A 16,162-nucleotide genomic window follows, 5' to 3' on the forward strand; every position below is an offset into this window, starting at 1 on the left:
TCCGACGCCTCCAGCGCTACATCGCACGAGAGGTCTATCGCGACATCACACTCGCCCTGTCACCTCCGGCCTCGTCCAACCCTCCGCCGGGCACCGCCACAACCGCTTGACATAGAGGCATCAACGCCATGGCCGAAGCCTTGAACGGCACCTTCAAAGCCGAACTGATCCACCGGCGGACCTGGCGCACACGTGACCAGGTCGAATACGCCATCGTGAAGTGGATCGGCTGGTACAACCACCGGCGTCTGCACTCGGCCATCGATGATGTGCCACCTGCCGAGTACGAGGCCACCTACTACCGTTCGACCAACACACCAGCGCCAACCGGCGCCAGGTAGACCGGACTTCACCAAACCCGGTACGGCTCACAGGGGAAGCCTGGCAGGACAGGTGAGACGCCCCGCTCTCTCGACCGCTTCGGCAGCCTTGTCGGGTCATCGTGCATCATGCTCCGAATCTGCTAGTGAACCGGGCTTCAGAAGCGCGACCTCGGGCTGACGAGACCGGCACGCACTCAGGAACACCGTCCGCTCCTGCAGATCGGACCGCGGGGCGGGGGCGTCAGAGGCCTCGGAATCGGAAACTCCGATACCGCTGATGAACTCGACGACCTCAACGCCGTCGACAGCAAGTTCCTGGCTGAATGACTTCCTTCGCCAGAACAGGATGAGAGTGTCTTGGTCGGCCAACTGGCTACCTTGTCACTTCACCGCGCTATCTAACAATCAGTGCTGTCCATGATAGGCAGAAGGTAAACCGTCACGCACCGATGCCAGAGTTGACCTCGTTGAGATCGCCATAGCATTAGCGCCGAGGCATCTACGCCACCCACGGCGGTATCGGCAACCTGGGTGCCGGAGATTGGCGACGCGAACCTGGTCGATCACGTCCCCACTCGTCCAGCGGGTCGGGGAACCGGTCAGATCGTTTGGCCCAGCAAGAGCTCTCGGCTGTCTCCTTGCTCCCCGCCGAAACTCCTGACGTCAGTCTTCTCAGCGCTATTTCCTCATGAGGTCTATCGGCGGACCAGCGGTGCTCATAGCGACAATGGTCCTGGCAACGGGCTGGTCCAAACTCGACTCGACCCCTCTTCGGCAGTTCGTATCCAATCAGCCACACTCCGTGAACGCGGGGGTCATGCGGCCTCCCGACGAAGCGGAGCACACGCTCGCACACCGCGCGCCAGGAGCCGCAATGCGCAAACTGACTGCCCCCCACAGAAAGGCGCTCCCGTTCATGGCAGATCCACAAAACCGGCGCGCACCGCGACCGCCCCGTCAGCGGCGAACCCGACCTCCGCCCCGCGATGCCGCGACTCCACAAATCCGGACCGTTCCGCCTCAACGAGCACAGGATTGCTCTGCACCGCTCCCTCTCCTCCGCGTTCCGCTACCTCCATCGTCAAATACCCGGCTTAGGCGAAGGAACCGTCCCCGACAGTTACAGAGTGTGAAGATTCGCCCGTCAGGTAGGCCAGGACGGCCGGGTGGCGGTGTAGGTGAGGACGAAGAGCAGGTCGTCGACCTCGGCGACGGCGAAGCGGTCGGCCAGCGCCTTGAGTTTGAGCTCCCAGGTGCCGGTGAGGGCCTGGCCGCGGATCGCGCGCCAGGCGGTGGCGTTGGTGCGGCGGGAGCTGAGGACGCCGTCGACGGAGGTGGACGCGGCCCCGCCCAGGGCGTTCGCGCCCGAGGACGGCGTGAAGCGCAGTTCCAGGCCGGTGAACTCCTCACGGACGCCGCCCGCGAGGGAGATGTAGAGGAGCAGGTCGGTGACGCGGGGGGCGGTGAGGTTGGGCGCGAAGTCGCCGGGTCCGGTCTGCCAGCGGACGGTCAGGGGCTCGGGCTGCTCGTCGGGGTTGTGCAGGGCGTACCACAGGTCGGGGAATTCGTTGCGGAGGCTGAACGCGCGGTCCAGGCTCACCGAGATGGGGAGCCGGTCGATGACCTGGCGGCGGTAGGCGGGGCTGTGCAGCGCCTCGTAGTCGATGGTCACGATCACGTCGGAGATCGTCGAGTAGTCGAAGGGGTTGGCGGCTTTCGGCAGTTCCAGCCGCCACAGCGTGTCCACTCCGCTGCCCTCGAAGGGCAGCAGCATGCCCGCGTCCTGGTCTGGGGCGAGCTCGAACAGGCCGCCTGCGTCGGTGGTGGCTGTGTAGGCGATGGTGTCGGGGTCGCGGCGTACGGTGACCGTCCGGAAGCCGGTCTCGTCGCCGATGACGGTACGGGACACGCCAGAGGAGCTGAGGGTCGCCCGTATTCCGCGCGTGGGCGGCACGAGCGCGATGGTGGCGACCCGTACACGTTTGACCAAGCGCAGGTAGTGGCCGGGGAACTCCTCGTCGAACAGCCGCTCGGGGGTGCCGAACACCAGGACGCCGGTCTCGCGGAACCGTTCGAAGGCCACGGGGTCGAGCTGGGCGAGAGAGAGGTTGCGGCTGAGCTGGAGCCGCCTGCGGTCGCCCAGGAAGGCCCGCTGGTCGAGGTCGACCAGGTCGGCCAGCAGCCGGGCGGCGCCGGTGAGGCCGCGCCGGTCCGGCTCGCCGGTGAACTCCCAGTAGTCGCCATGAATGATCATCGCGGGTGGTTCCTGGCGTTCGAAGGCCAGCTGGTCCTGGGCGAGCCGGGCGATCGCGGTGGCCTGTTGGAGCAGTGACCGGTAGACGTCGGTGAGCACCTGGCTCATGAACTCGTAGAGCTCGGCGCCGGTGAACTTGTTGTGCAGGAAGTCCACCGTCTCCGCGGCGTGCGACAGCTGGGTCCGCGCGATCGCCAGTTCGGTCTCGGCGATGCCTACCCGGTCCCGGGCGATCGCCTGCTGGGCGCCCGCGATGCGCTGGTCCTGTTTGGCCAGGTCGAGCTGGAACCGGCGGTCCTTGCGTTTCTCCACGATCGAGCTGATGCCGCCGATGAGGGAGCCGACGCCTGACGCTCCGGCCAGCAGCGGGTTCTGTTTCCTCGCCAGGCCCGCGGCGACCGCCAGCCCCGCGCCGCCGATCGCCGCGATGACCTCGAAGGCAGTGTCGCGTGGGTTGAGCAGGTCCTCGAGGTGGGTGATCTGGAGGTCGACGCGGTCGGCCTGGAGCCCGGCGAGGTCGAGGCCGTGCGCCGCCTCGGTGACACCGAGTTCGCGCAGGGCGACGTTCTGGTCGCCGAGTTCGAGGTTCTGGACGGCGTTGAGCCGGGTGTACTCCTCGGCGTCGAACTTCTCCAGTGCCGACAGCATGGCGGCCTCGGCGCCCGCGGCGTACTGGGTCAGTTCCTTGGCGCGGGCGACCAGCACCGAGTAGCGGTACGGGGTGGGTTGCCGGGGCGCGATCGCCGACGCGTCGGCGCGCAGGCGTTCCAGGCCGGCGATGTTCAGTCCCTGCCGCAGCTTGGCGAGATCACCCTTGATCCGGTCGTCGAGGGCGATGACGATCGGATCCTTCTTGCCGAAGATGTTCTCCTTGTCGGTCGTCCAGGCGTCCCAGGTGACCGCGGGGTCCAAGAGCTCGGCCGCCGTCTCGTACAGGCCGCGCGCCCGGGCTCGGGAGTCGTCGGAGTCGCGGGTGAACTCGGCGTTGGCGAACTCGACCAGGCAGCGGGCGATGAGGGTGACCACGAACCGGCTGAGTGCACCACGCCGGCTGCGGGCGATCTCGAACGGGCTGAGCCCAGGCAGCCCCGGCACGGGCAGGTCGGCGGGCCTGGGGTAGGAGGAGGTGAGGCTCATGTCGAGGGTCAGCCCGTGGTAGGTCTTGCGCGGGCTGAGGGTCGTGGGCGCGGGCAGCGGCAAGTGGAAGGCGTAGACGGTCTTCAGCCAGTCCAGCGCCGCCAGGTGCTCGCCGGACCGCTGCAGGTGCTCGGCCATCAGGACGGGCACGAAGAACAGCGGCTCCTGCAGATGGCCGGCGGCCGTGTGCGGGTCGCCGGTGTCGACCGGCGACGTCGGCGTCGGGCTCAGCAGTTTGCGGCTGAGCGTCTGCCTGTCGGCCAGTTGCTGGTCGGTCAGCTGGTCGGTGATCTTGAAGGTGGTGTTCTCGAGGTCGGCCGGGAGCGGGATCGTGCTGTCGTCGCGCAGGTGCCGCAGGTAGGCGGCGGCCTCCTGGCGGGCCTGCGCGGGGGTGATCCGGGTACGGCCGCGCAGCAGCGCGACCAGGGCGGTGAAGTGCGGTGTCGGGTTGGGGATCGGTGGCAGCCCGGTCGGGCGGAGCGTGGGTCGCAGCAGCCGCTCGGGGTAGGCCAGGGCCTGTCCGGCGGCCCGGTAGGTCTCGTGCGCGCCCCACCAGGCCCATTCGGTGTCGAACCCGGGCTTGCCGTACGCCACGGTCGTTCCCGTCGGGGTCGCCAGGTTGGCCACCAGCTGCCACGCCGCGGCCGGGTGCGCGAACGATCCGGTGGAGGTCTGCACGGTGAACCGCGCGAACCCGGAGGTACGGACGCCGAAGAGCGCTCCCTGCAGGGTCTCGATCGCCTGCTGGACCCGGCTGGTCCGGACGCTCGGCGCGGCCGCCAGGTCGATCAGCAACCCGGTTGCCTTGGGCAGGTTCCTGGTCTTCAGGGTGTCCGGGGTGATCGCCTGCGCGGCGGCGGCGAGCGCGTCCCGCAGCCCGGGCAGGGCGTCGCCTTCGGCGTCGTTGACGACCGTGGCGAGGGCGTCGACGACGGTCTGCCGTTCGGCCGCGCGTGAGCGCAGCGTGCTCAGCCAGGCCCGGCGGGCCGCCGGGTCGGCGCGCCAGGGCGGCAGGTCGACCGGGGCGTCGGTCACCGCGGGGAAGAGCGCGGGATCGAGGCTGATGCCGATGTCGGGCCGCTGTTCCTGTTCCCGCCACGCCGGGTAGCGGCCGATCTTGCGGACCTGGGTGAGGATCGCGATGGCCGCCGTCCAGTCGGCCTCGGTGAGCGTGGCGGCGGTGGCGAGCTGCCGGGATCGGATCAGCTGGGTCAGCGCGGCGGGCGTGAGCCGGGCCCGGTCCAGCGCTCCGGTGAGGTCGAGCCCCTGTTCGAAGCCCGCGGTGAGCTCGGCGAGGGCGGTGCTCCCGCCGGGCAGGAAGGCCGCGACGACGGCGTCGAAGCCCGCCAGCGGGGTGCTCTTGGTCTTGCGCAGGTCGTCGATCTCCTTGGCGAGGGCGGCGACCTCGGTGAGCCGCTCGGTCCGGCGCGACTTGGCGGGGCCGTCCTTCAGGTCGGCCTCCATGAGCAGGTCGGGGTCGATGACCGGCACCGGCACGTCCCCGAAGACGCGAGCGGAGTCGTCCTGTTGCTTCCAGCGTGCCCGCAGCCCGTCGAGCTGGGCGACCAGCAGCCGCGATGTCGCCGGGGGACGGTTGATCAAGATGTCCTGGGTGGTGTCCACCAGCCCGACGGTCTCCTCCAGCTTCTCCTCGAACCCGGCGGCGGCGATGTCGGCGTCGGTGAACAGGAGCATGTCCAGGGGGTTGGGCGCGGCGGGCTGGTCGGCGGGCGGGAGGACGACACCGAGGCGTTCGGCGAGGGCCTCCTGTGCTGGGCGGTCGCCGCGCGCCCGGCGCAGTTCATCGGCGGAGACACCGAGGCCAGCGAGCAGCGCACCGTACGCCTCGGTGCGGTAGGTGGTCTCGGCGGAGGCGGGCAGGACCGCCGCGGCGGCGGTCAGGTAGCGGCGCAGGACCTCGACGGCGACGCGGACCTGCCGTACGGGCGCGACCGCCACGTCCATGTTGGAGTGGTCGATGAGCTGGGCGTACCTCTGGAAGAACACCGCGCCCAGCAACTGGGCGTCGAGCATCTTGGGCGAGGAGGCCGGTGCGGCCACGACCCGTTTGGCGGCGAAGACCTGGAGGTCTTCCAGGTAGTCGGCGGGGCCGAACACGTCGAGTTCGTCATGGGGCTTGAATCCCTGGACGGCGTGCAGCGTGACGGCGGTGGCGGCGGAGACGTTGCCCTGCTGGTCGGTGGCGGTGACCTTCACGGTGTGGTCGCCGAGCGCCGCTTTGACCGCGGAGGTGCTCGTGCTCGCGCCGGTCGTCCAGGTCCGGTTCTTGCCGGAGCCGCCGAGGACGGCCTGGCGGGCGGGGCCGTTGTCCACGGTGAAGGTCACCGCGGTGACCGTGCTGAAGTCGTCGACCGCCGTGCCCTTGATCTCGAAGAACGCGGTCGGCGGGGTGGCCGTGGTGTCCACGGTCCGGGTCATCTGGACCGGCGTGGTCAGGTTGACCACCGGCGGGGTGCGGTCGACGGTCAGCGTGAGCGTCGCCTGGGAGGTGGTGGTGTCGTCGGTGCGCTGGGGGTCGGGCCCCGGCGCGGTGACCCTCGCGGTGATCGTCAACGTGTTCCCGACCACGCCCGTGACGTCCACCGGCCCCAGCGACCACTGCGTCCACGGGGTGGTGGACGGGCCGTTGGCGGTCGCGCGTACGAACGGGCCGTTGCCGAGCTTCACATCCACGGACTGGATCGACTGCGGTGAGGAGGTCAGCGGACCGGTCTGGGGCGTGCCGTCCGTCCCGGTGGTGGTGGTCTGCTTCTTGCAGCCGGCGGTTCCGGCGACCGTGATCTGGGCGTTGCGGTAGACCCCGTCCGTAGTGGTGATGGGGGTGATCGCGACGTTCGGGAAGAACTCGGTCGTCTGCCCGGCGATGGCGGCCATGGGGCTTCTCCTGGAGGTCGGGACGAGAGGTCAGTAGCCCTGGGGCTGGAGCGGGCGGATCACGCCGCCGGAGTCGTCGAAGTAGCCGTCGGGCACGATGATGAACGGGATGGTGAGGGCCGGGGCCCGGCCGAGCGCCCCGGAACCGAAGGTCTCGGCGTTCTGCAGGAACAGCTCGACGCTCTTGCCGAACGCGAACATCTCGACCATGTCCTCTACCGCCACGCGCGGAAGGTTGCCGCTGGACGGGCTCGCGACCGGGACGCGCACGCGCCCAAGACTCGGGCTGGTCAGCACGCACGAGGGGTTGCCCGGGTACCAGTTTCCGCGAAGGTCGGTGTCGTAGTCCCGGATGAGGTCGTCGTACTCGGTGAGCATGTCCATCATCTGCGGCGCCTGCGGGCAGCCCCAGGCGTTCGCGGTGCTCACCATCTCGATGAGGGTCGACTCCTGCCCCAGGCACGCCTGCTCCATGTACCGGTAGGCGGTCTCGATCGACAAGGGGGTGTTCGTGCCGGCCAACCTCATGTGGAACAGCTCGCAGTAGTCGCCGCACGTCCGCTCGGTGATCGTCCTCATGCGGTCGAAGTCGTTGTAGAGCTGCTGGCAGCGCCCGAAGTTCAGCCACGTGCTCCGCCAGCCCGACGTCCACCAAGGCAGGACGGTTCCCAGGTCCTCCGCCGTGCTCGCGGAGGGTTCTTCGGGTTCCTCCGCGAGGGTCACCATCGGTTCCACCGGCCTGGGCACCTGGGGAGACTTGGTCGGCTTCTGTTCGCTGTAGTTGCGCGGGATCGTCACGCAGCTTTGGGCGAGCGGGTCACAGCCCGGGGCGTCCTCTTCCTCCGGGGGCGGCTCCGCACAGCTCTGCGCCGTCGGATCGCAGTCGCCTTCCAGGTCGTCGGCCTCGCCGGACTGGGTGCCTCCCGGGTCGTTCAGCCGGAGCGGGTTGGCGCGGGCGTAGGCGTAGAGGTTCAGCCCGTCCACCGGGCCCGCCGGGTCGGCGGAGACCCAGCGCCCGAGCCACGGCGCGTAGTAGCGGGCGCCGTGGTAGGCCAGGCCGCTCTCCTCTTCGCGTTCTCGGCCGGTGAAGCGGTAGCGCTTGCGGGTGTAGGACCCGAAGGACGTCTCCCCGTACGGCGTGAACTCCTCGCGGTTCAGCAGGCCGCCCGTCTCGTCCACGACGACCTGCGAGGAACCCAGGTGGTCGGGAAGGTGGAACTTCACCGCGGGTGTGCCGTCGTCGGGGAACGGCGTGCCCGTCCTGATCTCGGCCACCCGGTCGCTTCCGTCGGTCAGGTGGAGGGTGGTGTTCTCGATCCGCTCCGACACCGTGGTGGTGTAGGAGTGCTCGAACACGCCTCCTATGTAGACGGTCACCTCTACGCGGCCGTGTTTGCGCACGACCTTCTTCACTCTGCGTCCGGAGCCGTCGTAGAGGTAGTGGGCGTGAACGGTCGGTTCGGCGTTGTCGGCTTGGTCGCGGAAGACCTTCAACCGGCAGGCGTGGTCCCATTCGAAGTGGCGGGAAATGCCTTCGGTCAGGGTGTTTCCCGCCGCGTCGTGGGTGTGGTCGAAGGTGGTGGAGCCGAAGGCCATGGACGTGAGCCGGTTGCCGTCCAGGGTGGCCGTGCGGGTCGTCGCGCCGTTCGCGGTCTGGTGGCGCAGCAGGATGAAACTGCCTTCGGAGTCGTAGGTGTACTGCTGGGTGTAGGCGCGGGTGCGGGTGACGTCGGTGCCGCGCGGGCCCGCGTCGAAGGGGGTGGGCGGCACCGTGTCGGTCTCCCGGCCGGTGGCCGTGATCAGCCGGTACAGGGGGTCGTAGGTGAAGCGGCGGTTCAGCGCGTCGGGCCCGGCGGCCGTGCCGGGGATGCCGCAGCCCGGCGTCCGGTCATTGATGCCGATCACGTTCCCGGCCAGGTCGTAGTGGTAGGTCATGTCCTGGAGCGGGACGCCGGCGGCCTGGGACCGGGCGCTGACGCACCGGACCAGCCGGAAGGTGGCCGGGTCATAGGAGCGGCGCGTCTCGACTCCGTTGCCGTAGCCGATGAGCAGGCGCTGTCCCCGGGCGTTGTACTCGATGTGCCCGATGAGCGGCTCGCCGTCCAGCGCCATGGCCGCCAGCGCGCCTGACCGGTCGTAGGAGAAGGTCTGCTCGCGGCGGCGTCCCTCGGCGTCCTCCGGATGGGTCAGGGAGGTGGGCCGGTTCATCGCGTCGTATCGAAGCGAGCTCCGGTACGTCCGGGGCTCGAGCCGTGCGGGCTCGTCCCAGTCGACCCGGAAGGCGGGGACCCGCCAGTCCGGCGGGCGAGGGTCGAAGACCGCGAGGATGTCGGTGTCGGCGATGACGCTTCGGGTGGTCTCGAGGGGATTGCCCTTGAAGTCGTAGGCGTCCACGGTGACGAGCCCGGCTTCGTCGTAGTGCTGGATCAGCCGTCCGCGCCGGTTGTCTTCTATGGGGCTGTCGGCCTCCCCATAGACGTACTTCTCGCGCAAGGTGAGCCGCTCCCCTTGGGCGTCCCTCGCCCAGATGCGCAGCGGCCGGGTCGTCACGTCGTAGCCCCGCAGCACCAGGGCGCCTCGGCCGTCGCTGCTCTCCACCGTGTTCCCGATGGCGTCGTAGACCGTGCGGGTCACGCCGGTGTCGATGTTCTGCGTGCGCAGTACCTGGCCGGTCAAGTCGTACACGTAGACCATGGCCTTACGGCCCAGGGTGTCGGTGCGGCTGGTCGTCTTGCCGAGGATGTCGTAGGTCGCGGTGGCCGTCAGGGCCTGCTGCGGGCCGTTCCTGGCGACCGTCCGCACCGTCCGGCCCAGGGCGTCCACCTCGATGCTCGCCGGGGTGTTCCAGTGGTGGCTGTGGCCGGTCAGCGAGGGATGGGTCCGCCCGCCGTTGTCGGCGGCGTCGTAGGTGTAGACCTCCCAGGGGGTCGGTGTGAAGGCGTCCGGGTCGTCGAGGTCGCGGGGCACCCCGTACACGATGCGTTGCTCGGTGCCGTCGGCGAAGACCGTACGGGTCACCCGGTCCAAGACGTCGTAGTGGAATTCCGTCCGCGCACCGTCCACAGCTCGTCCGTCGTAGTCGAACCCGGTGCCGAAGTACGGTTCGTACGCCTCGCGCACGCGTCCCTTGGCGTCGTAGACTTTCGGGCCGCTGACGATGACCTCCGCGCCGTTGCCGGCGGCTTGGGCGCGGCTCTGCAGGGGACGGCCGAAACCGTCGAAGTAGTCGGCCGTCTCGATGACCGGGGAATCGGCGGCGTCGGTGGCGTGCCTGACCCGCTGGATCGTGCGGATGCCGACCGGGCGGCCCCGTTCGGCGAAGGCCATCGGGTCCTGGACGTAGCGGATGCCGGGCGCTTCGGGCGTGTCACCGGCGGCCGCACCCGGCCCGCCCATGACGGCCACGGTCTCCAGCAGGCCGAGGGGCGCGTACGTCACCACCGTACGGTCGCCGTTGGGCCCGATGATCTCGCGAGGGCGCATGTACCGGTAGTCGGGGACGCACCGGGAGGCGAGACCGGACGGGTCGGTGATGGACACCGGCACCAGTCCGTACTGGTCGTAGACGACCTGCGTCTCGCGGCCGAGCGCGTCCTTGATCCCGGTACGGAGTCCCCGTTCGTCGTAGCGATATCGGGCGGCCACCGCGTAGAGGCCGTTCTCACCCTGGATGTATCCGGCGCCCGCGGGCAGCAGGTCCCGGAACTCCTGTGGGTGGTCGGCACCGAAGTCCGGGCCGGTGAGATAGGACGGAGTCTGCGCCCCGTAGGCGTCCTGAAGGATCTGATCGGTGAGGACAAGGCACTCCGTCCGGGTCAGCAGACCCCGGTCGCCCAGTTCGCCCAGGGGGAGTCCCGCGTAGTCGGCGCCGTCGTAAAAGTTCCGGGTGTCCCCCACGACCCGGTGGGCGCCGGTCAGCTCCGATAGCGGTTGCGAACCGTCGTTGACCAGTTCGCTGACGACCGTACGGGCGACCCTGCCGGTCAGATAGCGCTCGGCGTCGTCGCGGCCGGCGTACTCGGTGACGGTGCGTGTGGCCAGATACGGCTTGCCGGGCGGGCTCGCCACCCGGTGGTCGCGGCCGCGCGGGACGGCGATCTGCGTGGCCGACAGCTGGTTGCCGTAGGCGTCGTAGTCCGGCGTGAGGGTGAAGCGGGTGCGCGGCTCGTCGCCGCGTTCCCACTGGGTCGTCCGCTGGGCCACCCGGTGCGGGAAGAAGATCGCGCCGCCCGGATCCGGGCCGCCGGGCTCGGGCCGTACGGCATAAGCCTGCTCGGTCACGCTGAAGGGCCGGTCGTCGCCGTCCAGGCCGTACACCTCCGCGCGCAGCGCGCTGCCCCTCAGCGCCCGGAGCGCGTCGCGGCCTTTCGCGGTCGGGGGTGGGAACGCCGGCGGATCCTTCGGCCAGTACTCGTGGTCGAGACGCGTATCGGTCCCGATGTGGAACCACGTGCGGGTCTCCATCGGCGCCACGCCCGCGGCCGCGGTGTCCCTGCGGTCGACCCTGGCGAAGCCGCGGAACTCCCGCTCGTGCCCGTCCCAGTACCCGTGGTGGTAGGAGTAGGCGGCGGTGAACCTGCTCCCGGTGAGCTGGTCGATGGTCTCGACGGAAGCCACGACCTGAACGGGGAACGGCAGGGACGTCCTCCAGCGGGTCGCGGGGCTCTTCGCGTCCGCCACGAGGAAGTGGGTGGACGGCTTGTAGCCGACCCGGGTGAGCGCGCCCAGTCCGCTGCGGATCTCCGCCAGCAGGTATGGTTTGGCGCCGCCGGTCAGGTCGAGAAAGTGCATGCCCGTCCCGTCGGCGCCGGGCTCGGTGGACCACAGGACGCCCGCCGTGCCGGTGCCCAGCAGGTCGGTCAGCCGGACGTCGTCCCGGCCGGTCGTGGACGGCGTTCCGTGCACCACGACGGGTTCGGCGAACCGCTCACCGCTCTGGTTGATCAGGACGGTGATCGACCCGTCCGCCACGTACAGCAGGTCGGCGCGGCCGTCTCCGTCGACGTCGCCCAGCAGCACCCGCCGGGGGTCGAAGTCCCGGGGCAGGCGGGGGGCACCGAGCATCCGGATCCGCCCGCCCCAGTTCCCGTGGCCGAGGTTGGGCCAGTAGTCGACGGCGCCGTTGGTCACCAGGACGATGTCGGTGAGGCCGTCGCCGGTCATGTCGGCGGTCTTGACGCGCGGGTCGGCGAACGACACGTCGGGGAACTCCGCGGGGCCCCGGCGCGACACCCTCCGGGTCCGGCCCCAGCCCCGCACGGGGTCGTTGAAGAAACACTCGAACCGCGTCCCGGACCGGAGCGCGTCGGTCACGCCGTCGCCGGTCAGGTCGATCAGGTGTACCTCGGGGTCGTCGAGCGCGAACCCCGGCGCCTGTTCGTAGGGCCGGAACGGGGCGAAGGCACCGGTGTGGCCCAGCGGGAAGTAGCCCGCCCGCTCGCCCGAGACCATCAGGTCGGCCCGTCCGTCGCCGTCGGCGTCGAGGATCTGGACACCGGGATCGCCGAGGCGCGCGCCGGGGGCGGAGGGGAACGAACGCGGCCGGTCGAACCGGCCGTCCCCCAGGTTGCGCCAGAACCGGGCGGTGCCGGCCAGTTCGATCACGTCGGGCAGGCCGTCGCCGGTGATGTCGACCATTTCGAGTTCCGGCCGGGCCAGCGAGCCGGGTGGAAATGCAGGCCCCTCGACCCGGCGGAAGCGGCGTCCGGCCGGAGCGAACGGGGTGTAGGAGAACTCCGCGGGCGGCAGCGCCTGGGTGCGTGTCCCGTCCTTGCCGACGGACCGGACGCTTCGCAACAGTGAGACGCCGTTGCCGCCGAGATCGTTGGAATAGACCAGCTCGTAGACCCGAACGGTGTCGCCCAGCACCGTGGTCCGGATCTGCGCGCAGCGCTTGGCCGCTCGGGTCTCGAATCCGCAGCGGCGGGCGGAGAACGCGTCGGGCCGGTCCTCGTAGGAGAACTCCACCGACGCCAGGAACTGCGGTGCCGCACGATCGCCGTGGTCGGCGTACCTGATCTCGCGGAGGTAGCGCATGCCCTGGTCGGGCGGGTCATAGCGGTACTCGATCCGGTTGCCGGCCGGATCGGTGGTGTGCGAGAGCAGCCACGCGAAGATCTTCGCCGGGTCCTTGGGGTCGGCGACGACGTCGGCGTAGGTGCTGACGAGCCCGTCGCGCCCGTGCACCCGCCAGAAGCCGGCGTGGCGTTCGATCCGCGCGAACAGCCCCTCCGTGCGGGGCCGGTACAGGTGGACGCCGCCCGTGCCGCCGGGCACCGGCACCAGGTCCTCGGCGCCGGACAGCACGAACACGTCCGAGCCGTCGTAGCGGGGGACGCCCCGGTCGGTACGGCGCGAGATCTGCGGGACGCTCAGGCTCCAGCCCAGCCCGTACGGCCCGTTCCCCGCCCCGGTGCTGTAGGAGAGCGCCAGGCGAGGCTGGAACCCGTCCCGGCCGGGTGGCAACTCGATCGGAACCGAATGGTTCCCGGTCCCGGTGTGGGGATCGGGTTCGAATTTCTCGCCTATCCCGCGGATCGCTCCGCCGCCCTGCGGCAGCGCCATCTCCGGCACGCCCGTCGTCATCCGGCCGCTCCCGTTAGTAGCCCCTGCCTCTGTCGTACAACAAGCACGGTGCGAAGGGAGAGGGACAAGTGAAACGCGCATCGCGACAGACCGAACACGGCCAGCCATACGTCGCAGGCCAGATAGCTCTTGATGACCGTCACCACTAGTGATAGGCCCGTCGCTGCCCAGTCCTCCTCGACATGGGCTGGGCGCGGCGGGCGAGGGCGGTCTGGCCCCAGGATTTAGTGATCGAGAAGATGACCGCGAGGAACGCCAGGGCCGGAGAGATCATGGCGAGGTACGGCGTGACGCCGAGCGCGGCGCGGGATCTCCGGCATGGATCGTCCGGCCTCAACGAGGGCGCGGCCGTCCACCGGGACCGCCTGCCAGGCGACGACCGGCAGCACCATCAGGACGAGCATGAGGGCGAACTTCGCCGCCACCCACCACCGGCGCAGCAGGCCCCAGCGGGTGCCGGCGGGCGGGGAGGCTTCAGTGTCCGGAAGGACGCAAGTATCTGGCGTACTCCTTCAGCGGTGACTCCGCTTGCCTGTACCGCGCCTTGGCGAAGGTCGAGACCGAGTGGCGGGAGGCGCGTGGCCCGCCGCCCCGCCCGCGTCGCGGCGCCGTCGAGGCCCGCGCCCGCACTCGTGCCCTGCGCACCCGCGACGACGGATACACGCAATGCGAGAAGTGCGGACACCTCCTCGACGAGCGCGAGTACAACGAACTTGTCGCCCAGGCGGAGATCAAGCTGGCCCTAGAGGACGAAGCGTCGTGAACAAGGTGCTTGGAGTCGAGATCATCAAGCGGAACTGGATGTCCAAGGACGAGTTGCTCGTCGTCGCGCCCCCGCTGATCGAGCGCGGCATCCGGGAGCCGAACCCCTTCGGCTGCACCTGTAGGGAGTGGCCAGCTCGTCGCGATCGCGGATGCGTGCCTGTGGCGCAGGCGGTAAGCTCACTGACGCAGTTCATTACCTGAAAGATCTTTCAGTAGACTGTCCCATCCCCTTCGGAGGTGACGTGTGGAGCCCACCGACGGCAAGGGTTGGACCTTCCTGACCAACCACGCCCGCGTCCTGATCGTCATCGCACGCGACCCGGCGACCCGCATCCGGGACATCTCCGACAGCATCGGCATCACCGAACGCGCCGCACAGTTGATCATCAACGATCTCGTCGACGCCGGATACCTGACCCGCCACCGTGTCGGCCGCCGCAACACCTACACCGTCGACTCCGACCGGCCGTTCCGTCGCCCCACCGAAGCCGAACAGCGCGTCGACGTACTCATCTCCCTGTTCACCGACCACGACGAAACGCGGTCTGCCGCCCCGCGCCCCACCACTGAGCCAACCACCGCCAGGAGCGGGGGCAGTGGCGAAGGCAGCGCTCCTCCAACGGCCCCCGCTAGCCCGCAGACCACCAAAGCAGGCCCCGGTGAACACTGAATCCGCCCTGACCGTCCAGGTGACCGACCTGGACGGCTACGCCCTGGTCACCGCCACCGGATCGATCGACTACCACACCCACCAGCTGCTGGCCGACCACCTCGACCGAGCGGTCGAAGCAACCAGACTGGCGGTCATCGTGGACATGACCCACGTCGACTTCTGCGACTCCAGCGGCCTGAACGCCCTCGCCCGCGCCTACCGGCACACCCAGGCCCGAGGTACCAGCCTGATCGCCACCGGACTGCAAGACCGCGTCCAACGCGTCTTCACCATCACCGGCCTGGGCCACGGCGTCCACGTCCTCCCCGACATACACACCGCCGTCCGCTGGCTGGAAACCGGCACCAGATCACCCGCCTGAGAACGTCGAACCACCAGACCGCCGCACCCTGGACCGCCGGATCACCACCCGCCGCCAGACCCGGCCGCTCAGCCGCCGCCACTCTCGGCCGTCAGGGAGCCCGCCGGAAAACGGACGGGTGACTGAGCCTGTGGGCGCAATTCGAGAAGAAGGCCCCATGAGCGACGACGTGTGGTCCCGGGCAACGCGGCGGCGAATTCGCCGACCGTACCGGACATGGCGGCGCGGCCGTTGAGAAGCTGGAAGTAGATCGTGCCCGCTGCGGCCACGCCGACCGAGGCGCCCAACTGGGTTGTCCGATCCACTGGACGCGAGAACCGCCTATCTCGCCACCCTGTCCTCTGGATCAAACATCAAAGCTCGCGGTGTCACCTTCTCCCGTGACCTGCTCACCGACTGCCGCCCACGACACTGCTGCGGGTTCTGCCTGCGGGTGGACACGCGGGCGTACCCGATGAGGATCTCATGTCGACGGGCGGGAAGGTGGCAAGCGGGTCCGCGATTGCTAGCAGCAACATGTCCCTCGCGGCCAGCGATCCGCTGGTTGCGTCGGGTGGGGTCAACGGCTGATAGGCGCCAGAGTTCGCGGTAATGCCGCCGGTCTTCGCGACCGGGTTCCTGGTCGGACTGCTGGAGTGGGCCTGCGTGCAGGCCGTGCGCCCGTACCTGGACTGGCCGCGCGGACAGACCGTTGGCACCTTCGTCCAGGTCACCACCAGGCCGCGACGGCCCCAGGAATGACGGTCACCGCGCGGGTCCGCCTGACCGAGGTGGACGGCCGCCATCTGCGCTTCGAGGTCACCGCCACCGACGGCGTCGACGTCATCAGCGCCGGCAACCACGCGCGGGCGATCGTGGACGCGGCGCGCTTCACCGAACGCGTCCAGGAAAAGGCTCTTCTAGCGGACTCCTGAACCCCGGCGCGTCATCAAATGCCGCCAGGCGAATCTCCATGACACGGCTCCAAAATGACGGCAATGGCCCTTTCTCCTTCCCCTCCCCATTCCGCGCTCCACGAATCCTTGGACGAGCGGCAGACAACGCTAACCAGGGTTAATGGGTCATGGCGGTTTGGTGAGTGGACGGGCCGGTGGTGTGGGCGTATGCCGGTGGCATGGCCAGATACCCCCAGGGCGGCGGGATGACCGACGCGGGCCGTGAACGGCGAG

8 protein-coding genes and 1 pseudogene are annotated in these 16,162 nt (G+C 69.5%); 7 read left to right on the forward strand and 2 right to left on the reverse strand.

Features of this window, described 5'->3' with window-relative positions:
- Positions 1-122: 122 nt before the first annotated feature.
- Positions 123-341, forward strand: a pseudogene (locus tag E1264_RS27380) (integrase core domain-containing protein); the annotation flags it as partial.
- Positions 342-1,467: 1,126 nt separating this feature from the next.
- Here E1264_RS27380 and E1264_RS27385 read toward each other — a convergent pair.
- Positions 1,468-6,609: a hypothetical protein gene (locus E1264_RS27385; protein WP_132178323.1), complete on the reverse strand. Its 5,142-nt coding sequence runs from the start codon at positions 6,607-6,609 to the stop codon at positions 1,468-1,470.
- A 30-nt stretch (positions 6,610-6,639) separates the two neighbouring features.
- Complete coding sequence (locus E1264_RS27390) at positions 6,640-13,194, reverse strand: SpvB/TcaC N-terminal domain-containing protein (protein ID WP_207936303.1); 6,555 nt, start codon at positions 13,192-13,194, stop codon at positions 6,640-6,642.
- Between the two features lie 544 nt (positions 13,195-13,738).
- On the opposite strand from E1264_RS27390, the gene E1264_RS27395 reads away from it, so the two are divergent.
- The 6 genes from E1264_RS27395 to E1264_RS43725 all read left to right on the forward strand — a co-directional run bounded on the left by E1264_RS27395 (position 13,739) and on the right by E1264_RS43725 (position 15,907).
- Complete coding sequence (locus E1264_RS27395; RefSeq protein WP_132178325.1) at positions 13,739-13,957, forward strand: hypothetical protein; 219 nt, start codon at positions 13,739-13,741, stop codon at positions 13,955-13,957.
- Positions 13,954-14,160, forward strand: coding sequence for a hypothetical protein (locus E1264_RS27400; protein ID WP_132178326.1), 207 nt, complete (start codon positions 13,954-13,956; stop codon positions 14,158-14,160). The genes E1264_RS27395 and E1264_RS27400 overlap by 4 nt, the downstream gene beginning before the upstream one ends.
- Before the next feature lie 43 nt (positions 14,161-14,203).
- Positions 14,204-14,629, forward strand: a complete 426-nt coding sequence (locus E1264_RS27405; protein ID WP_207936305.1) for a winged helix-turn-helix domain-containing protein — start codon at positions 14,204-14,206, stop codon at positions 14,627-14,629.
- A complete protein-coding gene (locus E1264_RS27410; protein WP_243711204.1) occupies positions 14,619-14,993 on the forward strand; it encodes an STAS domain-containing protein in 375 nt (124 codons plus the stop codon). Before E1264_RS27405 ends, E1264_RS27410 begins: the two co-directional genes overlap by 11 nt.
- 591 nt (positions 14,994-15,584) lie before the next feature.
- Positions 15,585-15,734: a hypothetical protein gene (locus tag E1264_RS43720; protein WP_165964405.1), complete on the forward strand. Its 150-nt coding sequence runs from the start codon at positions 15,585-15,587 to the stop codon at positions 15,732-15,734.
- Positions 15,731-15,907 carry a hypothetical protein gene (locus E1264_RS43725; protein ID WP_165964406.1) on the forward strand — a complete coding sequence of 59 codons (177 nt, stop codon included), beginning with the start codon at positions 15,731-15,733 and terminating at the stop codon, positions 15,905-15,907. Before E1264_RS43720 ends, E1264_RS43725 begins: the two co-directional genes overlap by 4 nt.
- Positions 15,908-16,162 lie beyond the last annotated feature (255 nt).

It is taken from the genome of Actinomadura sp. KC216, assembly GCF_004348535.1.
In the GTDB taxonomy this organism is placed as follows: Bacteria; Actinomycetota; Actinomycetes; order Streptosporangiales; family Streptosporangiaceae; genus Spirillospora.

Coding starts and splice junctions, on each gene's coding strand:
- E1264_RS27385 (WP_132178323.1), bottom strand. CDS start 6,609: ATGGCCGCCATCGCCGGGCAGACGACCGAGTTCTTCCCGAACGTCGCG.
- E1264_RS27390 (WP_207936303.1), bottom strand. CDS start 13,194: ATGACGACGGGCGTGCCGGAGATGGCGCTGCCGCAGGGCGGCGGAGCG.
- E1264_RS43720 (WP_165964405.1), top strand. CDS start 15,585: ATGCCGCCGGTCTTCGCGACCGGGTTCCTGGTCGGACTGCTGGAGTGG.
- E1264_RS43725 (WP_165964406.1), top strand. CDS start 15,731: ATGACGGTCACCGCGCGGGTCCGCCTGACCGAGGTGGACGGCCGCCAT.